Raw genomic sequence first — 23,334 nt, 5'->3', positions numbered from 1 at the left:
CCCGGTCGCGGCTAGCGTGGCGCCATGAGCGACCTGCAGTGCCCGACGCGCGTCTTCCTCGCCCGCCACGGCGAGGCCGACTACGAGACTGACCTGGTCTCCGACGACGGAGGGTCGCTCAGCCCGGCGGGCCGCCGGCAGGCGCGCGAGCTGGGGGAGCGGCTGTGTGGCGAGCGCATCGCCCGGGTCTGGTGCAGCCCGCTGTCGCGGGCCGTGCAGACCGCCGAGATCGCCGCGACGGTGCTCGGCGTCGACGTCGTCGTGCGCGAGGGGCTGCGGGAGTACGGCGTCGGGTCGCTCGCCGGCACCGCGGCGGACGAGGGCGCGGAGCTCGGTCCCGTCTTCGGGGCGTGGGTCGCGGGGGACGACGCGGCGAGGATCCCGGGCGGCGAGGACGTCGCCGCGATCGCCGCGCGGGTGGCCGGCGTGCTCGACGAGGTCCGCGACGCGCACCGCGGCGAGGGCGTCCTCGTCGTCAGCCACGGGGGCGCGATCATGACGACGGTGCCGGTGCTGCTCGCGGCGCCGCGGGCGACGGCGTACGACCTGGTCCTCCCGGGCGGTGGCCACGTCGCGCTCGAGGGAGACGACTCAGGCTGGCGTGCCGTCTGACCGTCCGGTGAGACCTGGGCAACATGTAGGTAAGGCTTGCCTCATGAGCAGGTATGGTGCCCGGCATGGGCAAGTCCAAGGACAAGAAGGCAGCCAAGGCGGGCAAGGTCGCCAGGCTGCCCAAGAAGGAGTGCTGCGTCTCCCGGACGAAGTGCGGCCGCTGCCCCCTGCGCATGCTCAAGGAGGGCACGCTCCCCGACGGCTACACCGTCAAGAAGCGCAAGCTGGTGAAGGTCAAGAAGAAGGTCGGCAAGAAGCTCGCCGCCTGAGACGCCGAGGCCGCCCCGGCCGGGTGGCCGGGGCGACCTCTGCAGGGCGACGGGCGTGGTCAGACGCCGACGCGGTCGCGCTCGACCGGCTCCACGGTGGGCGTCGGTGCCACCCGCTTGGAGGCCACCGCCCGCACGACCGCGAGGGTCAGCAGGCTGCCGATCACGACGTACATGACGATCGAGAAGGTCGTGCCCCACAGCGTGGACCAGTCGCCGTTGCTCACCTGGAGCGCCTGGCGCAGCTTGCCCTCCGACGTCGGACCGAGGATCACTCCGATGACGGTCGGGACCACCGGCAGGCCGTACCTGCGCATCAGGAAGCCGAGCAGGCCCAGCACCACCAGGACCAGGATGTCGGCCGGGTTCTGGTTGACGCTGTAGCTGCCGAGGATCGAGAAGAACAGGATCCCGCTGTAGAGGTAGGGCCGCGGCAGCTTGAGGAGCCTGGCCCACAGCGGCGCGAGCGGCAGGTTGAGGACCAGCAGCATCACGTTGCCGATGAGCAGACTGGCGAGCAGGGCCCAGACCACGTCGGGCGTGTTCTCGAAGAGCTGCGGTCCGGGCTGGAGGTCGTAGCGCTGGAAGGCCGACAGCATCACCGCGGCGGTGGCCGTGGTGGGGATGCCGAGGGCCAGCAACGTCACGAGCGTGCCTGCGGCCGAGGCGTTGTTGGCGGCCTCGGGACCCGCGACGCCCTCGATGGCGCCGCGCCCGAACTCCTCGGGGTGACGGGTGAGCTTCTTCTCCAGGGAGTAGGAGAGGAAGGTCGGCATCTCGGCGCCACCGGCCGGAAGGGCCCCGAAGGGGAAGCCGAGCGCGGTGCCGCGCAGCCAGGCCGGCCACGAGCGGCGCCAGTCCGACCTGCTCATCCAGGGCTGGCCGCTCGGGATGACCTCGGCCGGCGCCTGGCGCAGGTGGGCGGCGATCCAGAGTGCCTCGCCGACCGCGAACAGAGCCACCGCAACCACGACCGTGTCGATGCCCGTCGACAGCGAGTCGATCCCGAAGGTCAGTCGCTGCTGCCCGGTCAGGGCGTCGATGCCGATCAGGCCCAGGGTGAGCCCCAGGGCGAGGGCCGCCAGGCCCCGGACCGGGGACGAGCCCAGCACCGTGGAGACGGCGACGAAGGAGAGCAGGGTGATGGCGAAGTAGTCCTGCGCCTTGAGGCTCACAGCGAAGCTCGCCATCGCCGGCGCGGTGAAGATCAGCAGCACGGTGGCGATGGTGCCGGCGACGAAGGAGCCGATCGCGGCCGAGGCGAGCGCCTGGGCGCCCCGTCCGGCCCGAGCCATCTTGTTGCCCTCGATGGCCGTCATCACCGACGAGCTCTCACCCGGGGCGTTGAGCAGGATCGACGTCGTCGACCCGCCGTACATGCCGCCGTAGTAGATGCCGGCGAACAGGATCAGGGCCGCGGCCGGGTCCAGGGAGTAGGTCAGCGGCAGCAGCAGGGCGAGGGTCATCGCCGGGCCGACGCCGGGCAGGACCCCGACGAACGTGCCGAGCATGACGCCGACGAAGGCCCACAGCAGGTTCTCCGGCTGGGCGGCCGCGGCGAAGCCGTCGAGCAGGGAGGAGACCGCGTCCATCACGCACCTGCCAGGGGGAGGTAGATGCCGAGCGCCTCGGTGAAGACGAGGAACGCGACGAGGGGGATGACGATGCTCACTGCGAGGTCGACGAACAACCGACGCGAGCCGAGCAGCCGGGTGGTGCCGAAGAACAGCAGCGCACCGGCGGCCGGGAAGCCGATCAGCGGGATGAGCTGGCCGCAGCCCGCGACGAGCGCAGCCAGGCCGAGCAGCGTGCGCCACTCGGTGCCGTGGCTCAGGTCGACGTCCTCGCCGGACTCCTGCTCCCCGCGCCCGCCCCGGACGATGTCGAGGGCGAGCAGGGCGGCGACCACCAGGAGGAAGACCGCCACGAAGTAGGGCACCACGCGCGGGCTGAGTGTGCGCACCGAGCCGATGCCGTCGGAGATCTGCTGCGTCTCGACGAGGACGAGCACCCCGAGCCCGGCCAGCAGGCCGACCACTCCGAACTCGGAGAGGCCGGCCCGCTGGGAGGGCTGGGGTCCCGACGGGTCGGGACCAGCAGCCGCGAGGTGCTCCATCAGACCAGGCCCAGCTCGCTGAGCAGGCCCTGGACCTGCTCGTCCTGCTCGGTCATGTAGTCACCGAACTCGTCACCGGTGAGCATCGCGTCGGTCCAGCCGTTCTCGGCCATGGCGTCCTCCCAGGCGCCCGTCTCGTGCATCTCCTCCACCAGCTGGACGAGGCGGTCGCGCTCCTCGTCGTCGATGCCGGGAGGGGCGACCAGGCCGCGCCAGTTGGTGAACTCCAGGTCGACGCCCTGCTCGGTGAGGGTGGGGGCGTCGAAGCCCTCGACCCGCTCGCCGCTCGTCACGCCCAGCACGCGCAGCTGACCGGCCTGGATCTGGTCCTTGTACTCGCCGAGCCCGGACACGCCCAGCTCGACCTCGCCGCTGAGCAGCGCGGCGAGGAGCGGCCCGCCGCCGTCGTACACGACGTAGTTGACGTCGGTCGGAGTCACGCCGACGGCCTCGGCCGCCAGGTGGGCCGCGAGGTGGTCGGGGCCCCCGGGGGAGGAGCCGCCGCCGACGGGGAAGTCGCCGGGGGCCGCGGTCCACTCCTCGACGAGGTCGTCGAGGGTCTCGTACGGCGAGTCCGCCGGGACCACGAGGATGTCCGGCTCGCTGATCAGCCGGGCGATGGGCGTGGTGTCGGCCAGCGTGCTCTCCGACTGGTTGGTGTAGACCGCACCGACGACGCCGAGGCCCATCAGCATGAGCTCGCCGTCCTTGCCCTGCGAGCCGACCAGCTTGGTCAGGCCCGTCGTGCCGCCGGCGCCCTCGAGGTTGTAGACCTCGACGGTGTCGTTGATCTTCTCGTCCTCGACGATCTTGGCGGCCACGCGGGCGGTGGTGTCGTACCCGCCGCCGGGGGAGTTGGGGACCATGATGCGCACCGCCGTGTCGCCCTCGGACCCGCTGCAGCCGGCCAGGGCCGTGACAGCGGCCAGGGCCGCTCCGGCGGCGACCAGCGTCTGGAACTTCCTCATGCACGTTCTCCTCGCATCACCCCGGCGACCGGGGCTCGCCGCGCTCTGCGACGTTGACGGCAAGAGTGGCCACCGTCACACCCACTGTCTCCCTTGTGGTCGGAAGGTTCGTTTCGGTCTTTGTGGTCACGCTCACACCCTCGCCGTGCGTGACGGCACTGTTGCAGACTGCGCTCGTGTCGAGGTTGTCGCTGTCACGCCAGCTGCTGTTGCTGCAGATGTGCATCGTCGTCTTCGTGGTGACCGCCGTGGCCGGGGTCTCGCTGGTGCAGAGCAGCGCCACCTTCACACGCGAGGAGGGGCGTCGGATGCTCGGTGCCGCCGAGTCGTTGGCCACCGAGGGGCTGCTCCGGCAGTCGACCGCCCTCACCGTGGGGGGCGAGACCTCGGAGGAGATCGAGGTCCAGGCCCGGCTGCAGGAGCCCATCGGCATCCGGCTGGAGAGCGCCAGGGCGTCGGCGGGTGCGACGTACGCCATCTTGCAGGGCGCCGACGGCGACGTGCTGGGGTCGACGCTGCCGACCGGTGCCGACGACCTGGCGCTGGACCCCTCGGTGGCTGGCGGGGCCAGCTGGTCGGGGGTGGGCGAGCGCTACGGGCGGCGGTCCATCGAGGCGCAGGCGCCGGTCTTCGGCGACGGTGACGAGGGCCGCCCGGTCGAGCAGCTGGGAGTGATCGTGCTGGGACGCACCTACCCGACCCGCCTCGAGGTGCTGGGATCGGCGGCGCCCAGCGTCTTCGCCTACCTCGCGCTGGCCATGCTCATCGGGGCGGCTGGCTCCCTGCTGCTGGCGCGACGGGTGAAGCGGCAGACGCTCGGCCTCGAGCCGAGCGAGATCGCCGCGCTGGTGGAGCAGCGCGAGGCGATGCTGCACGGGGTGCGCGAGGGCGTGGTGGGCGTCGACATGCGCGGCGGTGTGGCCTTCGTCAACGACGAGGCGCTCCAGCTGCTCGGTCTGGAGCGGCCGGTCCCGGGCACCTCGGTGGAGGAGCTCGGGCAGGAGGCGGAGGTGACGTCGATCCTGCGTGGCCTGCACCGCGAGCAGGACCTCGCGGTCGCGGTCGGCCCACGCCTGCTGGTGCTCAACAACCAGCCCGTGACGGTGCGCGGGCGCCAGACCGGGTGGGTCACCTCGATGCGCGACCGCACCGAGCTGCTCGGCCTGCAGCACGAGCTCGCTGAGGCACAGGCCGGCACTGACACGCTGCGGGCCCAGGTGCACGAGTTCCGCAACCGCATGCACGCGATCGGCGGGATGGCCGAGCTGGGGCAGACCGCGGAGCTGGGGGAGTTCGTGCAGGCGGTCGTGGACAGCCTCGACGCCCGCCTCGCCGAGGTGGGCGGCTCGATCGAGGACCCCGCGGTCGCTGCGCTGCTGGTGGCCAAGCTGAGCCGGGCCGACGAGCTCGGCGTGGACTTCTCGATCGCGGAGGGAGCGCGGCTGCGCCACCACGACCCGGTGCTCTCGGCCGACCTGGTGACCGTGGTCGGCAACCTCGTGGACAACGCCTTCGACGCGGTCGGCCGGGGCGGGGAGGTCGTGATGGACGTGGAGGACGACGGCGAGCGGATCGAGATCGAGGTGCGGGACAGCGGCGCGGGCATCGCGGCCGGTGACGTGGAGCGGGTCTTCGAGCCTGGCTTCACCACCAAGACCTGCGCGGACGTCAAGGGCCACGGGTTCGGCCTGGCGCTGACCCGGATGGCGTGCGCGCGCCACGGTGGCGCCGTGACCGTGTCCCACCGGGGCGGCGCCGTGCTGTGCGCCGAGCTCCACGTCGACGAGGAGGTCCCGCATGCCTGAGTCCTCCTCGCCGGTGCGGGTGCTGGTCGTCGACGACGACTTCATGGTCGCGCGGGTGCACCGCGACGTCGTCTCGCGCATCCCCGGCTTCGAGGTGGTGGGCGAGGCCCGCACCGGTGCCGACGCGCTCACGATGGTCGGCTCGCTGGAGCCCGACGTGGTGCTGCTCGACGTCTACCTGCCCGACATCCCCGGCACCGAGGTGCTCCAGCGGATCCGCGCCGGCCACCACTCGGCCGACGTCGTGATGATCACCGCTGCTCGGGACACCGCGACCGTCGCGCACGCCATGAGGTACGGCGCCGTCCACTACCTCGTGAAGCCCTTCGCGTCCTCGGACCTCGTCGAGCGGCTTCGCCAGGTCGCCGAGGCACGTCGGCACCTGTCGCGGACGTCGCCCGAGCCGTGGGGCCAGGCCGACGTCGACCGGGTCTTCCGCCCGGTGGGTCCGGCGGCACCGTCGTCCCGCACCCTGCCCAAGGGCCTGTCGCAGGAGACGATGGAGCTCGTCGTCGAGGGCCTGCGTGGGCAGGCGGAGCCGGAGGCGGCCGCCGACGTGGGGGAGCGGATCGGGCTGTCGCGGGTGAGCACGCGCCGCTACCTCGAGCGGCTGGTCGCGATGGGGTGGGTGGAGGTCACGCTGAAGTACGGCTCGACCGGGCGACCCGAGCGTCGCTACCGCTGGGCGCGCGACTGATCCCGACGACCGTCCGCGTCCAGCGGGTGCACCTCGACCACCGCTGCCGGCTCGATCGGGCCGTAGACGTGCGGGTAGGTGTCGTCGCCCACGGGCTCGACCCGGACCTCGGCACCGAGGCGGTCCGGGTCGATGACGAGCAGCACCAGCGGCTCGTCGGCGTCGGCGTAGTAACGGTCGAACACGGGTTGCACCTGCTCGGGGCGCGCGGCGTGGATGAAGCCCTCCTCCGCCAGGGTCCGACCCCGGGTCGAGGTCGTGTAGGCGCCGTCGCGCTGCGCGGCCTCCCAGTCGGCGCGGGTGGCGATGTGGAGGATCTGGCCGGTCATCAGAAGAGCCGGTGCTCGGAGTCGTCCATGCCCCGCAGCGCGTCGTAGTCCACGAGCGCGCAGGAGATGCCGCGGTCGGTGGCGAGCACGCGAGCCTGCGGCTTGATCTCCTGGGCGGCGAAGATGCCGCGGACCGCACCCTTGCGGGTCAGGGCGGGGTCGCGGTTGAGCAGGTCGAGGTAGCGGGTGAGCTGCTCGACGCCGTCGATGTCACCGCGGCGCTTGATCTCGACCGCCACGCTGAGGCCGTCGGCGTCGCGGCACATCAGGTCGACCGGGCCGATCGCGGTCATGAACTCGCGGCGGACGAGCGAGAGGCCCTCGGCGAGCGAGGCGGGGTGCTCGGCGAGCAGCTCCTGGAGGTGCTTCTCGACGCCGTCCTTCTGCAGCCCGGGGTCGACGCCGAGGTCGTGGCTGGAGTCGGAGTGCACCTCCTCGATGAGGATGCGCAGCGTGTCGTCGGTCTTGGCCGCGGTCACCGTCCACTCGGGCTGGCCGTCCTCGGTGCTGCCCTCGCGGAAGGTGCACGGCGGCGACATCCAGTTGAGGGGCTTGTAGGACCCGCCGTCGGAGTGCACCAGCACCGACCCGTCGGCCTTGATCATCAGCACCCGGGTGGCCATCGGCAGGTGGGCGGTCAGCCGCCCGGCGTAGTCGACCTGGCAGCGCGCAACGACGATCCTCACGGGGACGGAATGTACCCCGTGCCCCGGCCTGGTCCGCCTGTCAGGCCGACGTGCGAACATGCGGGGCGTGACCGCGACCGACGCCCGAACCTCGTACGACGTCCGCGAGCTGCGCCGCGCCTTCCCCGGCGTCGACCCGGACCTGGCCCGCTTCGACGGACCGGGCGGGTCGCTCGTCCCGGAGGTGGTGGCGGACGCCGTGGCCGGCATGCTGCGCGCGGGCGTGTGCCAGCGGGGCGGACCCACCGCCGTCGGCCGGCTGGCCGACGACACCGTCCTCGCCGCACGGGCCGCCATCGCCCGGCACGTCGGCCTGTCCGACCCTCGGAGCGTCGTGTTCGGGCGGTCGATGACGGCGGTCACCTTCGACATGGCCCGCACCCTCTCCCGCGAGTGGGGACCCGGCGACGAGGTCGTCGTGTCGCGCCTCGACCACGACTCCAACATCCGGCCCTGGGTCGTCGCCGCCGAGCGGGCCGGCGCCACTGTCCGGTGGCTCGGGTTCGACCCGGTCACCGCCGAGCTCGACGACGTGCGCCCGCTGCTCACCGACCGCACCCGGCTCGTCGCCGTCACCGCGGCGTCCAACCTCTTCGGCACGCGTCCTGACGTGGCGGGGGTCGCGGCGAAGGCCCACGAGGTCGGCGCGCTGGTGTACGTCGACGCGGTCCACCTCGCCGCGCACGTGCCGGTCGACCTGGGCGCGCTGGGGGCAGACCTGCTGGCCTGCTCGCCGTACAAGTTCTTCGGCCCGCACCTGGGCGCCGTCGCGGCGGACCCCGCCCTCCTCGAGCGGCAGCGGCCCGACAAGCTGCTGCCCTCGAGCGACGCGGTGCCGGAGCGCTTCGAGCTGGGCACGCTGCCCTACGAGCTGCTGGCCGGTGTGACGGCGGCCGTGGAGTTCGCCGAGGACTGGGGGATGGCGGCCGTCGCGGCGCACGAGCGTGCGCTGCTGGACCACCTGCTCGACGGCCTCGGCCGCATCGGGCGGGTCACCGTCCACGGCCGCCCCGCGCGGCGTACGCCCACCGTCCTGGTGAACGTCGACGGGCTCGAGCCGGGCGTGGTGAGCGAGCGGCTGGCCGCCCGGGGCGTCGCGGCCCCCGCGGGCAGCTTCTACGCCCTCGAGGCGTCCCGGCACGCCGGGCTGGGCGACGCCGGGGGTGTGCGCATCGGGCTCGCGGCCTACACGACCGCCGACGAGGTGGACCGGCTGCTCACGGCACTGGACGCCGTCGCGGGGGAGTGACGTACGTCTCAGCCCGAGTGCTGAGCAGGTGGTTACCGACGAGTTCACCCGGGGCCTACGCATGTCATCATGCGGGGCATGACGACTGCATCGACCGAGCGCGCCGCCCGCACCTTCGAGACGATCGGGGTCATCGGCCTCGGCACGATGGGCGCCGGGATCGCCGAGGTCTTCGCCCGCAACGGCTTCACGGTCGTCGGCGTCGAACTGACCGAGGAGGCCGTCGAGCGCGGCCGCGAGCACCTCGCCCACTCGACGGGGCGCGCCGTCTCCCGCGGCAAGATGAGCGAGGAGCAGCAGGCCGAGATCCTGGGCCGCATCGGCTTCGCCACCGACCTGTCGGCCCTCGCGGACGCCGACTTCGTGGTCGAGGCGGTCGTGGAGTCGCTCGAGGTCAAGAAGGACCTGTTCCGCCGGCTCGACGACATCGTCCGGCCGGACGCCATCCTGGCCACCAACACCTCGTCGCTGCCGGTCACCGAGATCGCCACCGCCAACACCCGGCCCGGCCGGGTCGTGGGGGTCCACTTCTTCAACCCCGCGCCCGTGCAGAACCTCGTCGAGATCGTCCGCACCGTGGTGGCCGAGCCGGCCGTGCTCGCGGACGTGGAGGGGCTGCTGGGCCGCGTCGGCAAGAACCCCGTGGTCTGCGGTGACAAGGCCGGCTTCATCGCCAACACCCTGCTCTTCGGCTACCTCAACCACGCCGTGTCGATGTACGAGGGCAGGTACGCCACCCGCGAGGACATCGACGCGGCCATGCGCTTCGGCTGCGGCTACCCGATGGGCCCGCTGGCGCTGCTCGACCTGATCGGCCTCGACACGGCCTACGAGATCCTCGAGACGATGTACCGCCAGGGCCGCGACCGCCTGCACGCGCCGGCCCCGATCCTCAAGCAGATGGTCACCGCCGGCCTGCTGGGCCGCAAGTCCGGTCGTGGCTTCTACACCTACGAGCGGGCCGACAGCCCGGTCGTCGTGGCCGACGACCGGACCCCGTCGACCGACGACCTGCCCGAGCTGAGGCACGACATCCGCACCGTGGGCGTCGTCGGCACCGGCACCATGGCCGCGGGGATCGTCGAGGTCTTCGCCAAGAGCGGGTACGACGTCCTGTACGTCGGCCGCTCGCAGGACAAGGTCGAGGGCGTCCGGGCCGCGATCACCCGCAACTTCGACAAGCAGATCCAGCGTGGTCGCGCCACTGAGGAGCAGAAGACCGAGGTGCTGGGCCGCTTGACCGGCACGACGTCGCTGGACGACCTGGCCCGCGTCGAGATCGTGGTCGAGGCCATCGCCGAGGACCTCGCGATCAAGACCACCCTCTTCGAGAACCTCGACGAGATCTGCAAGCCCGGCACGATCCTGGCGACCACCACCTCCAGCCTGCCGATCATCTCCCTCGCCACGGTGACCTCGCGGCCGCAGGACGTCATCGGCATGCACTTCTTCAACCCCGCGCCGATCATGAAGCTGGTCGAGGTCGTGTCGACCGTCGCCACCGACGACGCCGTCGCCGAGACCGTGCGTGCCCTCTGCGCCAAGGTGGGCAAGGTCGCGGTGTCCTGCGGCGACCGGGCGGGCTTCATCGTCAACGCGCTGCTGTTCCCCTACCTCAACGACGCGGTCAAGATGCTCGAGGCGCACTACGCGACGGCCGACGACATCGACACCGCGATGAAGCAGGGCTGCGCCCTCCCCATGGGGCCCTTCGAGCTGCTCGACGTGGTCGGCAACGACGTGTCCCTGGCCATCCAGCGCGAGCTCTACCTCGAGTTCCGCGAGCCGGGCTTCGCTCCCGCCCCGCTGCTGGAGCACCTGGTGACGGCCGGCTACCTCGGCCGCAAGACCCAGCGGGGGTTCCGGGACTACAGCGCCCGCTGAGGCGCCGGCGGGTCCGCGCCGAGGCGGCTCAGCCCCGGTCGGCCACCAGGGCGGCCAGCCGGGCCCGGCTGTTGATGCCGAGCTTGCGGTAGATGTGGGTCAGGTGCGCGTCGACCGTCCGGGGCGAGATGAAGAGCTCCTCCGCGATCTGGCGGCTGGTGAGGCCGATCGCCACGCGGTCGGCGACGTGCCGCTCGGCCGTCGTGAGCTGGTCGAGCGCACCGCCGCTCGCGGGTGCGGTGGCGCCGGAGAAGAGCGCGATCACGGCCTCGACCCCGGCGGTGGTGACGTCGTCGTCCGCGATCCAGCCCTGGGGGACCGCGCGCCCGGCGCCCGGCGGCGTGTCGGCGGCATACCCCCAGGCGACCACGTGGCGCGGCGCCCGCAGGGCGGCCGCGGTGGTGGCCAGCATGCGGGCGTCCCGCATGCCGCGCCGCTGCCCGAGGTGGGCCAGCGCGTCCAGGGCGTCCGCCGCGCGCAGCGGCATCGGCATGGAGGCGGCGCGTTCGAGGGCCGCCAGGAACGTGCTCGCGGCCTGTCCCTCGTCGCCCGCGGCGAGCAGGGCCCGGCCGAGGAGCAGGCGGGCCTCCACCGCGTCGCGACCGAGGCCCGCGCCGTCGGCCAGCACCACCACGTCGGCGGCCAGGCCGGAAGCCCTCGGGACGTCGCCGGCACGGAGCAGGTCGCGGGCGTCCTGGGCCAGCACCGGGATCCGCACCGCCCACGGCAGGGCGTCGCGGTCGAGGGGCGTGGGCTCGTACGACGGGTCGAGGTGTCGCAGCAGGACCTCGGCGAGCAGCGCCACCCGGTCCTCGGCGACCGCCCGGGCGTCGCGCACCACGGCTCGCGCGGCCGAGGCGGCCTCGCTCGGGCGGCCCTGCTCGAGCGCGACCCGGGCGAGCAGGGTCCGGGCCGACAGCACGGTCCAGCGCTCCTCGGGGGTCACCCGGCCGGCGATGATCTCGGCGGCGACGGCGGTCGCCGCCCGGCAGTCGCCGCGCGAGACGTGCACGTCGGCCAGGGTCCGCAGCACCTGGCGCCGGATCTCGCCCCCACCGGCACCGAGCTCGAGCGCGCGGCGGGCCTCGGCCTCGGCCTGCACGAGGGCGCCCGCGTCGAGGTGCATCTCCGCGCGGATCGAGGCGTTCTTGGAGAGCTCGCCCTCGGGGTCCGGCGCGCTGTGGGCGTGCGCGTCGGCCCGCTCCAGCAGCCACATGCCCTCGTAGGTGCCGCGGACCTCCGAGGCCGCGATGCCGGCCCGGCGGGCCACCTGCGCGCCGATCTCGGCCGGTCCGTCACCGCTGACGAGGGCGGCCTCGAGGATCTCGACGGCCTCGCGGGCCTTCATCGAGGTGTAGAGCGAGGAGAAGATCCGGTTGGCGATGGCATAGCCCAGGGGCCGGCTGTCCGGCTGATCGCAGGCGGCGGTGATCGTGCTCCGCATGACGGGCAGGTCGGCCAGCCACGACGCGTCTCCGGCGCCGGAGTTGAGGTCCTCGGGGGCGACCCGGTCGGCCCAGCGCAGCAGCGCGCGCCTGGCCTCGTCCCGGTCGTCGGTCGAGGCGGTGAGGAGGGCGCCGTGCCTCCGGATCGGGGTCAGCATGTCGAAGCGCCCGTCGGGCATCAGCTCGACGAGGCTGCGGCGCACGAGGGCCGAGGCGATCACAGCGGCCTCCTCGCGGGAGACCCCGGTGACCTCCGCCAGCACGTCAAGGGAGACCGGTGACGACATGTGGGACAGCCGCCGGAAGCAGCGCTGCTGCTCGCTGTCGAGGAGCTCGTAGGAGGCGTGCACGGCCTCCGACAGGGAGGCGGTCGGCACCACGTTGGTGACGCCGACAAGGGCGATCTGCACGGCGATCTGCTCGATGAGGAGGGGCAGTCCGCCGGTGGCGTGGAGCAGGCGGCGTACGTCGTCGTCGTGCTGCACGAGGTCGACCGGGTGCCCGCCGGCGGCCTCGACGGCGTGCAGGAAGAGGTCGACGGCCGGTCCGGAGAGGGGCTCGTGGGGCCGGGGCACGGTGAAGGAGCTGACCCGCACCACGCGCTCGGCCGGCTGCCCGGCCATGGCGACCGACGTGACGGCCAGCCGGGCGTCCGTGGTGGACGACACCACGTGCTGGAAGGTCGGGCCGAGGAGGGTCGGATCGATGTCGAGCCCGTCGACCACGAGCAGGTGGTCGATGCCGTCCACGGCCCGGCACAGAGCGCCGCGCGCCGAGTCCCCGGGCGTCGGCTGCACGTCGAGCGCGTCGAGACAGGCCGAGAGGACGTCGTCGGGGCGCCGGATGCCGCGGGCGTCGACCCAGGTGCTCTCGTCCTCGGCGGCCGCGTGGCGGGCCAGCAGGGTCTTGCCGCTGCCGGGCGGTCCGACGATGGACACCCACCGCGAGGTCGCCAGCGCAGACGCCAGGCGCTGCTGCGTCTGCTCGCGTCCGAGACAAGGAGTGAGCACGCCTGAGAATCTAGCGCTCGCGCGACCGGATTACGTAGGACTACGGATGCCAAGAACGCCTTGACCGCGAGAGGCTCGTCACGTCAGACGGCGCGTGGGCTCCACAGGGGAGGGCCCACCCGCACATCCGGCGGCGGGCCATGGATCTCGGGGGAGGTCGGTGGCCCGCTGCAACGGTCTCAGTCCAGGCAGAACTCGTTGCCCTCCGGGTCGGCCATCACGATGTGCCCGGCGTGCATCCCGCCGTCCGGCTCGTGGCGCGCCCGTCGGGTCGCCCCCAGTGCGACGAGGCGGTCGCACTCCCGCTCCAGCGCCGCCATCCGGTCGTCACCGCTGAGCCCGGGTGCTGCTCTCACGTCGACGTGCAGCCGGTTCTTGGCCACCTTGTCCTCCGGCACCTGCTGGAAGAAGATCCGCGGTCCCGTGCCCTGCGGGTCCACGAGGGCGAAGGCGGCGTTGTGCTGCTCCTCCGGCATCCCGACCGAGCGGAGGAAGTCCGTCCAGGCCGCCACCGTCTCCTCCGGGTCGCCGATCTCCCCGCCCGGCGGTGGGTCCACGGCGTAGTCGAGCGCGGCCAGCCAGAAGAGGCCGAGGCGGCGCGGGTCGTGGGCGTCGTACGTCAGCTGGATCGTGCGGCTCATGGTCCCAGTCTGGCCCCGGTCGAGGACAGGTCCTGTCCGCATGCTCTGCGAGCATGGCTCCATGGGTGACACCACCGAGCGCGTGCTCCGACTCCTGAGCCTGCTCCAGCAACGTCCGGTCTGGAGCGGCCCCGAGCTCGCCGAGCGGCTCGGGGTCACCACGCGCAGCATCCGGCGCGACGTCGAGCGGCTGCGCGGGCTGGGCTACCCGGTGCACGCCGCCCAGGGGGTGGGCGGCGGCTACCAGCTCGGTCGCGGCAAGGAGCTGCCGCCGCTGCTGCTCGACGACGCCGAGGCCGTGGCGATCGCGGTCTCCCTGCGGCTGGCCGCCGGGGGCACCGTGACCGGCGCCAGCGAGGCTGCGCTCAGCACGCTCGCCAAGCTCGACCAGGTGATGCCGCCGCGATTGCGCTCGGAGGTCAAGGCGATCCACGACTCGACCGTCACCCTGTCCACCGCGCAGGACCTCGTCGACGGTGACGTGCTGCTCACGCTCGCCCGCGCCTGCCGCGACCTGACCCGCGTCCGCTTCGGGTACGACGCCCGCGACGGCGCCGCCACCGAGCGGTGGGTCGAGCCGATCCGCCTCGTCGCCACCGGCCGTCGGTGGTACCTCATGGCGTGGGACGTCGACCGCGAGGACTGGCGGACCTTCCGCCTCGACCGGATGCGCGCAGTGGTGGCGTCGACGTGGCGCTTCAAGCCCCGCGAGCACCCCGACCCCGCGGAGTACGTGCAGCGCTCGGTGAGCCACTCACCCTTCAGCCACCACGCCCGCGTGCGGGTCCGCGCGCCCCTCGAGGAGGTGGCCGCGCGCACCGACGTGCGGTGGGTGACGCTGACGGCGATCGACGAGTCGACGACGCTGCTCGAGTCGAGTGCGGACGAGCTCGACTGGCTGGCCTTCCACGTCGTGTGGCTCGGGTTCGAGTGCGAGATCCTCGACCCGCCGGAGCTGCGCGACGCGGCGGTCGGCCTCGCTGCGCGGCTTCAGCGGGCCGTGGCCAGCGGGTAGCCGCGTCGCACGGTGCGGTCGAGGATGCCCAGGGTGGCCTTGAGGCTGGCCTCGGAGATCACCGGGAAGATCCCCGCCTCGCGCCACTGCGGGGCGATCTCGGACCAGTCGTAGTACGACGTGACGAGGGTGCCGCCGTCGTCGGTCGGCTCCAGCCGGTAGCCGTAGACGTGGCCGATCTGCGGGCGGACCCGGCCCAGCACCTTCCACGCGATCTCGCGGTCGGGCTCGAGGACAGTGATGGTGACCGTGACGTCGTACCGGCCCAGGTCGAGGTCGCCGAGCGACTCCCGGTCCATGTGGACCACGAACGTCTGGCCCACCTCGGTGACCCGCTCGCCCTCCGCGTCCTGGAGCATGCCGGACGCGTCGATGGCGACGTGTCCTTGCGGGTCGCACAGCAGGGCGAAGACCTCGGACGGGGGTGCGGGGACGGGGCGGCTGACCTCGATGCGCTCGTCGGCTGTCATGGGTGGAGTCTGGCACCGGACGTCGTCGCGCCGACGTCGCCCCGACGTCGCCCCGACGTCGCCCGACGTCGCCCGGGCGACGTGGAGGGGCGACGTACGCTGGTCGCCATGACAGGCATGGTGCTCCTCCTCCTGCTGCTGGGCGGTCTGGTGACCGTCGCCGTCATGGCCGGCCAGGCCAGCAAGCGCCGTGAGCTCGTCAAGCGCGAGTCCGAGCTCGAGCCGGTCAAGCGGCTCGCCGAGGAGGACGTCACCGCCCTCGGCGTGGAGCTGCAGGACCTCGACATCGAGCTCGCCGGCACGCCGCTCGGCCACGGCGAGAACGCCGACTACCAGCGGGCGCTGGACGCCTACGAGTCCGCCAAGATCGCGGCGGCCACCATGGCGCGGCCCGACGACGTCCGGCACGTCACCGAGATCCTCGAGGACGGTCGCTACGCGATGGCCTGCGTGCGCGCCCGGGTCGAGGGGCGCCCGCTGCCCACGCGTCGGCCCCCGTGCTTCTTCGACCCCCGCCACGGCATGTCCGTGGTCGACGTGCCCTACACGCCGCCCGGCGGCGCGCGGCGCGACGTGCCCGCCTGCCAGCTCGACGCCGAGCGGGTGCGCGCGGGCGCGGAGCCCGACATCCGCAAGGTGATGGTCGGCTCCCGGCGGGTGCCCTACTGGCAGGGCGGCCGGGCCTACCAGCCCTACGCCCAGGGCTACTTCGGCAACTTCGGGCCGATGGACTGGATGTTCATGGGCATGCTCTTCAGCGGTGGCTTCGACGGCCTGGGCGAGGGGATCGGAGCCCTCGGCGAGGGCGTCGGCGACATGTTCGGCGGCCTCGGCGACGGCATCGGCAACCTCTTCGACGGCTTCGACTTCTAGTCCCCGCCCTCCGTCGACCACGGCAGGTCGCCCCCCGCGATCTCGACGAGGCGCCGCGCCACGGCCTCCAGGTCGCCGCGTGACTCCGCCCGTGGGCGCGGTGGCAGGAGGTCGTCCCACAGGGGGGTGAAGGCGCCCCGGAGCTGGTCCAGGCCCGCGGGGCGCGCCAGCACCCACCAGTGCAGGTGCTCCTGGCCGTCGCCCCAGCGGATCAGCTGGGCCCGTGGCACGTCGAGGACGTCGGTGACGGCGCGCTCGAGCAGCACCATGAGCTCGCCCATCCGGGCGGCCTCGGACGGCGCCAGGTCGGACAGGTCGGCGTGGCGACGGGGCATCAGGAAGGCCACGAACGGCAGGGCGACGTCGTCGCGCGGCTGCCCCAGCATCGCCACGTCGTCGCGCCACACGACGTAGTCGCCCCCGTCACCGGCGGCCGCCTCGCAGATGAAGCAGTCGGAGCCGCCGGCGCCACCGCGCGGGCGCTCGGCACCCGGCGGCGACAGCTCCCGCTGGACGAGGTCGCCGTCGAACGGCCAGGTCGGCCGGTCCGCCCACGGTGCCGGCCGGTAGCCCGTGGCCGCGATGCGGGCCCGGGTGGCGGCGTACCACTCCTGCGCTGACTGTGGGGTCGGTCGGCTCATCGCCCGATGCTGACAGACTGGGCCGGTGAGCGCTCCCGGACTGCACGTGACCCGCCTCGGCGACGCCGGCCCGGTCGTCGCCTTCTGCCACGGACTCTTCGGCCAGGGCAAGAACTGGACCCAGGTCGCCAAGGACCTCGCCGCGGACCACCGGGTGCTGCTGATCGACATGCCCAACCACGGCCGCTCGCCGTGGACGGAGGCGTTCGACTACCTCCAGCTGGCCGACCTGGTGGCGGAGGCGCTGCGGGACGAGGGCCCGGTGGCGCTCGTCGGGCACTCGATGGGCGGCAAGATCGCGATGGTGCTCGCCCTGCGGCACCCCGAGCTGGTCGAGCGGCTCGTGGTCGTCGACGTCTCGCCGACCGCCTACTCCTCGGGGCGGGAGTTCGTGGGCTACATCGAGACGATGCGGGCCCTGGACCTCTCGGCCCTCGAGCGCCGCGACCAGGCCGACGAGGCCCTGGGGGAGGCGGTGCCCAACACGACCGTCCGCAGCTTCCTCCTGCAGAACCTGCGTCGCGGGGACGACGGCTGGCACTGGCAGGTCAACCTCGACCTGCTGGGCGAGGAGATGGACGCGCTCGTCGGCTGGCCGGAAGACGAGCTCGGCGACGCGTCGTACGACGGGCCGGTGCTCTGGGTGGGCGGCGCGCTGTCGGACTACGTCACCGACGAGCACGCACCCGAGATGGACCGCCGCTTCCCGCGCAACCGTCGCGTGATGGTCAAGGACGCCGGGCACTGGGTGCACTCCCAGCAGCCCGCGGTGCTCACCGAGGTGCTGCGCCGCTTCCTGGCCCGGTGACCGGGGGAGCCGGTCAGGCCTTCTGCCGGGCCCGGTAGGCGGCGACCGCCTCGCGGTTGCCGCACGTGGTCGAGCAGTAGCGGCGCGAGCGGTTGCGGGACAGGTCGAGCACCAGGCCGTCGCAGTCGTCGGCCGCGCAGACGCCCAGGCGACCCATCTCGTCGGCGCGGACGACGTCGACCATGGCCATGGCCGTCTCGACCAGGACCCGCTCGGCCAGCGGGGCGTCGTCGTCCACCGCGTGGATGTGCCAGTCCAGCTTGTCGTGGCGCACGAGGCGGGGGACGGCCCGGGCGTCGGCGAGGATCTCGTTGACCTGCCCGACAGCTCCGTCGCGGTCGGCGAGCAGCAGCACACGCAGCCGGGCCCGGACGGCCCGCACGGCGTCCAGCTCGGCCCGGTCGCCCCGGTGCGAGCCCGAGTAGCCCTGGCCCTCGTAGAACGCGCTGAGGTCCTCGACGGTGGTGAGGGTGTCGGGCTCCAGGGCGCTGTTGGCCAGGATCACGGCGGCCTCCAGCGCCTCGGCCGTGTCAGGGGCGAAAACCATGTTGACACCTTACACAGCGCGGACTACCGTCATGTGTCATGACGAGTTTGACTCATGACACGACGCCCACCGTCGCTCCTTCGCGGCTCGGTGCCGGCCTCGGCTTCGCGCTCGTCTCCGCGACCACCTTCGGCCTCTCCGGTGCCCTCGCCCGGGGCCTGCTCGACAGCGGGTGGAGCGCCCCCGCCGCGGTCACCGCACGGATCGCCATCGCCGCCCTGGTGCTGGTCGTCCCGGGCGCCCTGGCCCTGCGGGGCAGGTGGCACCTGCTGAGCCGCAACGGCGGCCTGGTCGCGGCGTACGGCGTCGCGGCGGTCGCGGGTGCCCAGCTCTGCTACTTCTACGCCGTCTCCTACCTCCAGGTCGGCGTCGCGCTGCTCATCGAGTACACCGCCCCGGTCGCCGTGGTGGTGTGGCTGTGGCTGCGTCACGGGCACCGTCCCCACCGGCTGACCGTCGTCGGTGCCGCGATCGCGGCCGTCGGCCTGGTCCTGGTGCTCGACGTGGTGTCCGGGGCCGACCTCAACCTCGTCGGCGTCGCCTGGGGCCTCGGTGCGATGGTCGGCGCCGCGACGTACTTCGTGATCTCCGCCGACGAGGACAACGGGCTCCCCGGGATCAGCCTCGCGGCCGGCGGCCTCGTCGTCGGCGGCACGGTGCTCGGGGTCGCGGGTCTGCTCGGCGTGCTGCCGATGCGGGTGTCCTCGGAGCGCGTGTCCTACCAGGGCTTCGACGTCGACTGGTGGGTGCCGGTCCTGGCGCTCGGGCTGGTCACGGCGGCCATCGCCTACGTCACCGGGATCGAGGCGGGCCGGCGGCTCGGGTCCCGGCTGGCGTCGTTCGTCGCCCTCACCGAGGTGCTGATGGCGCTCGTCTTCGCCTGGTTGCTGCTCGGCGAGCTGCCCCGACCGATCCAGCTGGCCGGTGGCCTGCTGGTGCTCGCGGGGGTCGTGGTGGTCAAGCTGGGGGAGGGGTCGTCCTCACCCGTGGTGGAGCCGGTGCCGGGCCCCGTCAGCGAGCGTCCTGCCGCTTGAGGAAGACCTCGCGGTGCAGCAGGAGCAGGGCGGCGGCCACCGGCACCGCCAGCAGCGCGCCGATGATGCCCATCAGGCTGCCGCCCAGCAGCGCCGCGACGACCGTGACCGACCCGGGGATGTCGACCGAGCGCTTCATGATCCGCGGGTAGATGAAGTAGGACTCGATCTGCTGGTAGGCGATGTAGTAGGTCGCGGTGATCAGCGCCGTGGTCGGTGAGACCGTCAGGGCCAGCGCGGTGATGATGATGCCCGAGATGACGGCACCGATCACCGGGATCAACGAGAGCAGGCCGACGATGAACGCCAGCGCGAAGGCGTAGTCGCCCAGGCCCACCGCGAAGGTGAAGACCAGCGTGCTCAGGCCGGCGCAGACGGACACCAGGAAAGCGCCGGCGACGTAGGCACCGGTGGAGCGGATGATCTGGTCGCCCAGCTCGCTGACGCGCGGACGCGTCGAGGCGGGCGCGAGGCTGTACGCCGCGTGCTTGATGCTGGGCAGCGTGGCCAGGAAGTAGACCATCAGCACGATGACGATGAGCGAGTTGGCGAGCGCGGAGAGCACCGCCAGGCCGACGCCGAGCGCGCCGCCGAAGACCTTCTCCCCGAAGTCGCCCTGCGAGACGTAGTCCTGCACCTTGTGGATCACGTCGAAGCGGTCGTCGAGGGACTGGACCTGCCGGTTGCGCTGCAGGCTGTCGAGCCAGCCCGGGGCGTTCTGGGTGATCTGGGTGATCTGCTCGCTGATGACCGGCGCGACGGCGACGACGAACAGCACCAGCACCGTGATCACGACGAAGAGCACGAGCAGGACCGAGAGGCCCCGGCGCATGCCCTTGCGCATGAACCACTCGACGCTGGGGTTGAGCCCGATCGCCAGGAACATGGAGAGCACGAGCAGGATCAGCACCGAGGAGATGCTGAGCAGCTGCTGGCTGAGGAAGACGGCGACGAGGGCGCCGAACGCGCCGAAGAAGCCGATGTTGAAGGGCGAGTGGCGCAGCAGTGACCGAGGCGTCGGCTCCGGCGGCGACGCGGGGACGTAGGGGGTGGTCTCGACCACCAGGTCGGTGGAGTCGTTGATCTGCTCGGCCACGGCCACCGACGACGCGGCCGCCTCGTCGGCGACCTGGGCCGCCCCGTCGGCCCGGTCCGCGGCCGCCTGGGCGACCTCGGCCTGCCGCTCCGCGTGCTCGGCCCGGTCGTTGACGTGGTCCACCGCCTCCTCGACGTAGTCCTCGACCGAGTCGAACTCGGCACGGTCGGGGGCGTCGGGGGAGTCAGCGGGACGCGACGAGTCGGACCCGAGGTGCGAGGGTGCGGTGCCCGACTGCTGGAGGCGACCGCGGAGGCGGTCGATCCAGCTCAGGACTCGTCCTCGGAGAAGCCCGCCACGACGTCGCGCAGCGCGCCGAGCTGGGCGGCCACGGCGTCACGACGCTTGGTCATCCGGTCGACCTCGGCCTGCACGGCGGCGAGCTCGCGCTCGGCGTCGGCGGCCCCGCTGGCCGAGACGGACTCCGCCTGCGTGGTGGCCGACGCGACGATCTGCTCCGCCTCGCGGCGGGCCCTGCTGAGCAGGCCCTCGGCCTCGCTCTGCGCCTGCTGGCGGTGGGCGTTGGCCTGGGCGGTCGCCTCGCGGGCACGCTGCTCCGCGGCGGCCGCCCGGTCCTCGGCCTCCTGGACCAGGCGCTGCGTCTCCGCGGTGGCGCTGGAGTGGTGCTCGGACGCCTCGCGGGCCAGGCGCTCCTTCTCCACGGCCAGCGTGCGGCGGGCCTCCTGGACCTCGCGGTCGGCGGCCGCGCGGGCCTGCTCGGCCTCGCGTCGCGCGGTGGTGCGCAGCTCGTTGGTCTCCTGCTGGGCGGCGAGGCGGACCTGGTCGGCCTCGCGCTTGGCCGCGGCCAGGATGTCCTCGGCCTCGGCCTTGGCCAGGGTGCGCTCCTGCTCGGCGTCGGTGGTGAGCCGGGTGCGCATCTCGTCGAGCTCCTTGAGCTGGACCATGCGCATGTCGTCGGCCTCGCGGGACGCGTCGGCCCGGATGGCCTTCGCGTCACGGTTGGCCTGCTCGCGGATGTCGGAGGCGTCGCGGGTGGCGGCCGAGCGGACGTCGGCTGCCTCCTCCTCGGCGAGCTTGAGCATCGAGGTGGCGCGCCCGCCGAGACCGGCGTACGTCGGGTTCTTGTTCTCGTCGAGCTCGGCCCGCACACGCTCCATCTCGCGCTCGAGCTCGATGACGCGCTGCTCGGAGGCGGTGAGGCTGGAGCTGAGGCCGGACTTCTCGGCGGTGAGCTGGTTGAGGCGCTGGTCGACGGCGGCCTTGTCGTAGCCGCCACGGCGGACCATCGGGAGGGCCGCGGCGACCGGGGAGGCGGGCCGGGCGGGTGCGGAGCCGGCGGGGGCGGCAGGAGCGGCCGGGGACGCAGCAGGAGCGGCCGGGGCCGCGGCGGGAGCGGGCCTGGACGCGGCGGCGGGGGCCGACGGGCGCGCGGGAGCCGGCGCCTTCCGGGCCGCGGCGGGGGCGGCCGGGGTCTGCGCGGTGGGTGTCTCGTCGGCGGGGCCGGCCGGCGGTACGGCGGGCATCACCTGCGTCGACTCGCCGTCGGGCGCCGCGGCAGCCGAGCGCCCGGAGCCACTGGTGGAGGTGCCGGTGGAGCTGCTCACGGACTCGCCGGTCGTCTCCCCGGTGAGGTCGGCGTCGTTGTCCGGCTCCTCGTCGAAGATGGACAGTCCCTGGTCGCGGCTCATGGTGGAGCACCCACTCTCTGCGTCGATCTGCGGTGTTGCGTTGCGGTCGGTCCAGTCTGTACGACGCCCGGGGACAAACACACCCCGGCTCGCGGAAACGATCCGCGAACCGGGGTGTGATGTGAGGAATGTCGGTCAGACGCCGCGGAAGCGGTTGATGGCGTCCTCGTGGCGGGCGCGCATCTCGTGGTCGCGGACGCCGAGGCCCTCCTCGGGGGCCAGGCAGAGCACGCCGACCTTGCCCTGGTGGGCGTTGTGGTGGACGTCGAGGGCGGCCTGGCCGACCTGGTCGAGGGTGTAGGTCTTCGACAGGGTCGGGTGGATCATGCCCTTGGCGATGAGGCGGTTGGCCTCCCAGGACTCGCGGTAGTTGGCGAAGTGGGAGGAGATGATGCGCTTGAGGTTCATCCACAGGTAGCGGTTGTCGTACTCGTGCATGTAGCCGCTGGTGGAGGCGCAGGTGGTGATGGTGCCGCCCTTGCGGGTGACGTAGACCGAGGCGCCGAAGGTCTCGCGGCCGGGGTGCTCGAAGACGATGTCGATGTCCTCACCCCCCGTGAGCTCGCGGATCCTGGCGCCGAAGCGCTTCCACTCCTTAGGGTCCTGCTTCGTGTTCTCGTCGTTCCAGAACTTGTAGCCCTCCTCGGAGCGGTTGATGACCAGCTCGGCGCCCATCGAGCGGGCGATCGCGGCCTTCTCCTCGTTGGAGACCACGCACACCGGCACGGCGCCGCCGTTGAGGGCGTACTGCGTGGCGAAGCCCCCGAGGCCGCCCGAGGCGCCCCAGATGAGGACGTTGTCGCCCTGCTTCATGTTGCCGCCGTTCTTGCTGACGAGCTGGCGGTAGGCGGTGGAGTTCACGAGCCCGGGGGAGGCGGCCTCCTCCCAGGTGAGGTGGGCGGGCTTGGGCATCAGCTGGTTGGACTTGACCAGGGCGATGGTGGCGAGGCCGCCGAAGTTGGTCTCGAAGCCCCAGATCCGCTGCTGCGGGTCCATCATCGTGTCGTCGTGGCCGTCGGAGTCCTCGAGCTCGACCGACAGGCAGTGCGCGACGACCTCGGTGCCGGGCTTCCACTTGGTCACGCCGGGGCCGGTCTTGAGCACCACGCCGGCCAGGTCGGAGCCGACCACGTGGTAGGGCAGGTCGTGGCGCTTGGTGAGGTCGGAGAGGCGGCCGTAGCGCTCGAGGAACCCGAAGGTGGAGACGGGCTCGAAGATCGAGGTCCACACGGTGTTGTAGTTGATCGCGGAGGCCATGACCGCGACGTACGCCTCGCCGGGACCGAGCTCGGGGAGGGCGACCTCCTCGACGTGCAGCGACTTGCGGGGGTCCTTCTCCTTCGCGGTCAGGCCCTCGAACATGTCGACCTCGTCCTTGTGGACGGTCACGGCGCGGTAGGACTCCGGCAGCTCGAGGTGGGCGAAGTCGTCAGAGGTGGCGTCTCCGGACTGGATGGCTTCGAGGATGGTGTGCACGTGTGTCTCCTGGT

The 23,334-nt window shown here is 72.7% G+C and carries 23 protein-coding genes; 10 read left to right on the top strand and 13 right to left on the bottom strand.

Annotated elements, in window-relative coordinates; genetic code table 11:
• Positions 1-24 precede the first annotated feature (24 nt).
• Together ASG88_RS16110 and ASG88_RS16105 are read left to right on the top strand one after the other, a co-directional pair.
• Complete coding sequence (locus ASG88_RS16110; protein WP_056888457.1) at positions 25-612, top strand: histidine phosphatase family protein; 588 nt, start codon at positions 25-27, stop codon at positions 610-612.
• Positions 613-677: 65 nt separating this feature from the next.
• Positions 678-881, top strand: a complete 204-nt coding sequence (locus tag ASG88_RS16105; RefSeq protein WP_056888628.1) for a hypothetical protein — start codon at positions 678-680, stop codon at positions 879-881.
• A gap of 59 nt (positions 882-940) precedes the next feature.
• On the opposite strand, the gene ASG88_RS16100 is transcribed toward ASG88_RS16105, so the two are convergent.
• The 3 genes from ASG88_RS16100 to ASG88_RS16090 are packed head-to-tail and all read right to left on the bottom strand — an operon-like array spanning position 941 to position 3,965.
• A complete protein-coding gene (locus ASG88_RS16100) occupies positions 941-2,473 on the bottom strand; it encodes a tripartite tricarboxylate transporter permease (protein WP_056888456.1) in 1,533 nt (510 codons plus the stop codon).
• Positions 2,473-2,997 carry a tripartite tricarboxylate transporter TctB family protein gene (locus ASG88_RS16095; protein WP_056888455.1) on the bottom strand — a complete coding sequence of 175 codons (525 nt, stop codon included), beginning with the start codon at positions 2,995-2,997 and terminating at the stop codon, positions 2,473-2,475. Before ASG88_RS16095 ends, ASG88_RS16100 begins: the two co-directional genes overlap by 1 nt.
• Positions 2,997-3,965 (bottom strand): Bug family tripartite tricarboxylate transporter substrate binding protein, encoded by a 969-nt coding sequence (locus ASG88_RS16090; RefSeq protein ID WP_056888454.1) that lies wholly within the window; start codon positions 3,963-3,965, stop codon positions 2,997-2,999. Before ASG88_RS16090 ends, ASG88_RS16095 begins: the two co-directional genes overlap by 1 nt.
• A 149-nt stretch (positions 3,966-4,114) precedes the next feature.
• Between ASG88_RS16090 and ASG88_RS16085 the strand changes: the two genes are divergently transcribed.
• Positions 4,115-5,770: an ATP-binding protein gene (locus tag ASG88_RS16085; protein WP_157559780.1), complete on the top strand. Its 1,656-nt coding sequence runs from the start codon at positions 4,115-4,117 to the stop codon at positions 5,768-5,770.
• Entirely contained in the window at positions 5,763-6,467 is a 705-nt protein-coding gene (locus ASG88_RS16080) for a response regulator (protein ID WP_056888452.1), read from the top strand. The genes ASG88_RS16085 and ASG88_RS16080 overlap by 8 nt, the downstream gene beginning before the upstream one ends.
• Here the strand turns inward: ASG88_RS16080 and ASG88_RS16075 are convergent.
• Together ASG88_RS16075 and nucS are read right to left on the bottom strand one after the other, a co-directional pair.
• Positions 6,446-6,796: a DUF952 domain-containing protein gene (locus tag ASG88_RS16075; RefSeq protein ID WP_056888451.1), complete on the bottom strand. Its 351-nt coding sequence runs from the start codon at positions 6,794-6,796 to the stop codon at positions 6,446-6,448. The genes ASG88_RS16080 and ASG88_RS16075 overlap by 22 nt on opposite strands.
• Complete coding sequence (gene nucS / locus ASG88_RS16070) at positions 6,796-7,482, bottom strand: endonuclease NucS (protein ID WP_056888450.1); 687 nt, start codon at positions 7,480-7,482, stop codon at positions 6,796-6,798. The genes ASG88_RS16075 and nucS overlap by 1 nt, the downstream gene beginning before the upstream one ends.
• 67 nt (positions 7,483-7,549) lie before the next feature.
• Between nucS and ASG88_RS16065 the strand changes: the two genes are divergently transcribed.
• Together ASG88_RS16065 and ASG88_RS16060 are read left to right on the top strand one after the other, a co-directional pair.
• The gene (locus tag ASG88_RS16065) at positions 7,550-8,731 is read left to right on the top strand and encodes a cysteine desulfurase-like protein (protein ID WP_235534883.1); all 1,182 of its coding nucleotides are present in this window, start codon (positions 7,550-7,552) and stop codon (positions 8,729-8,731) included.
• 78 nt (positions 8,732-8,809) lie between these two features.
• Positions 8,810-10,615, top strand: a complete 1,806-nt coding sequence (locus ASG88_RS16060) for a 3-hydroxyacyl-CoA dehydrogenase family protein (protein WP_235534882.1) — start codon at positions 8,810-8,812, stop codon at positions 10,613-10,615.
• 28 nt (positions 10,616-10,643) lie between these two features.
• Here the strand turns inward: ASG88_RS16060 and ASG88_RS16055 are convergent, their stop codons facing one another.
• Positions 10,644-13,070 carry a LuxR C-terminal-related transcriptional regulator gene (locus ASG88_RS16055; RefSeq protein WP_157559779.1) on the bottom strand — a complete coding sequence of 809 codons (2,427 nt, stop codon included), beginning with the start codon at positions 13,068-13,070 and terminating at the stop codon, positions 10,644-10,646.
• A gap of 179 nt (positions 13,071-13,249) precedes the next feature.
• On the bottom strand, positions 13,250-13,711 hold the full coding sequence (locus ASG88_RS16050; protein WP_056888446.1) for a VOC family protein: 462 nt from the start codon (positions 13,709-13,711) through the stop codon (positions 13,250-13,252).
• Positions 13,712-13,772: 61 nt separating this feature from the next.
• Between ASG88_RS16050 and ASG88_RS16045 the strand changes: the two genes are divergently transcribed.
• Positions 13,773-14,726, top strand: coding sequence for a helix-turn-helix transcriptional regulator (locus ASG88_RS16045; RefSeq protein ID WP_056888445.1), 954 nt, complete (start codon positions 13,773-13,775; stop codon positions 14,724-14,726).
• Here ASG88_RS16045 and ASG88_RS16040 read toward each other — a convergent pair.
• Entirely contained in the window at positions 14,702-15,196 is a 495-nt protein-coding gene (locus ASG88_RS16040; protein ID WP_056888444.1) for an SRPBCC family protein, read from the bottom strand. The genes ASG88_RS16045 and ASG88_RS16040 overlap by 25 nt on opposite strands.
• Positions 15,197-15,304: 108 nt before the next feature.
• Here ASG88_RS16040 and ASG88_RS16035 point away from each other — a divergent pair, with 108 nt between their 5' ends.
• The gene (locus ASG88_RS16035) at positions 15,305-16,069 is read left to right on the top strand and encodes a hypothetical protein (RefSeq protein ID WP_056888443.1); all 765 of its coding nucleotides are present in this window, start codon (positions 15,305-15,307) and stop codon (positions 16,067-16,069) included.
• Here ASG88_RS16035 and ASG88_RS16030 read toward each other — a convergent pair.
• A complete protein-coding gene (locus ASG88_RS16030; protein ID WP_056888442.1) occupies positions 16,066-16,710 on the bottom strand; it encodes an HIT family protein in 645 nt (214 codons plus the stop codon). The genes ASG88_RS16035 and ASG88_RS16030 overlap by 4 nt on opposite strands.
• Positions 16,711-16,735: 25 nt before the next feature.
• On the opposite strand from ASG88_RS16030, the gene ASG88_RS16025 reads away from it, so the two are divergent.
• Positions 16,736-17,518 (top strand): alpha/beta fold hydrolase, encoded by a 783-nt coding sequence (locus tag ASG88_RS16025; protein ID WP_056888441.1) that lies wholly within the window; start codon positions 16,736-16,738, stop codon positions 17,516-17,518.
• 13 nt (positions 17,519-17,531) lie between these two features.
• On the opposite strand, the gene ASG88_RS16020 is transcribed toward ASG88_RS16025, so the two are convergent.
• A complete protein-coding gene (locus ASG88_RS16020; protein ID WP_056888440.1) occupies positions 17,532-18,065 on the bottom strand; it encodes a CGNR zinc finger domain-containing protein in 534 nt (177 codons plus the stop codon).
• 38 nt (positions 18,066-18,103) lie between these two features.
• Between ASG88_RS16020 and ASG88_RS16015 the strand changes: the two genes are divergently transcribed.
• Complete coding sequence (locus ASG88_RS16015) at positions 18,104-19,099, top strand: EamA family transporter (RefSeq protein ID WP_056888439.1); 996 nt, start codon at positions 18,104-18,106, stop codon at positions 19,097-19,099.
• Here ASG88_RS16015 and ASG88_RS16010 read toward each other — a convergent pair.
• The 3 genes from ASG88_RS16010 to ccrA form a co-directional block, all read right to left on the bottom strand.
• Positions 19,077-20,318 carry an AI-2E family transporter gene (locus ASG88_RS16010; RefSeq protein ID WP_056888438.1) on the bottom strand — a complete coding sequence of 414 codons (1,242 nt, stop codon included), beginning with the start codon at positions 20,316-20,318 and terminating at the stop codon, positions 19,077-19,079. The genes ASG88_RS16015 and ASG88_RS16010 overlap by 23 nt on opposite strands.
• A gap of 146 nt (positions 20,319-20,464) precedes the next feature.
• Positions 20,465-21,844 (bottom strand): hypothetical protein, encoded by a 1,380-nt coding sequence (locus ASG88_RS16005; protein WP_056888437.1) that lies wholly within the window; start codon positions 21,842-21,844, stop codon positions 20,465-20,467.
• A 135-nt stretch (positions 21,845-21,979) separates the two neighbouring features.
• Positions 21,980-23,320, bottom strand: a complete 1,341-nt coding sequence (ccrA, locus tag ASG88_RS16000) for a crotonyl-CoA carboxylase/reductase (protein WP_157559778.1) — start codon at positions 23,318-23,320, stop codon at positions 21,980-21,982.
• Between the last annotated feature and the right edge of the window lie 14 nt (positions 23,321-23,334).

The sequence above is a fragment of the Nocardioides sp. Soil777 genome (genome assembly GCF_001428425.1).
GTDB lineage: Bacteria > Actinomycetota > Actinomycetes > Propionibacteriales > Nocardioidaceae > Nocardioides > Nocardioides terrigena.
This window is presented reverse-complemented; position numbering and strand designations above follow the sequence as displayed.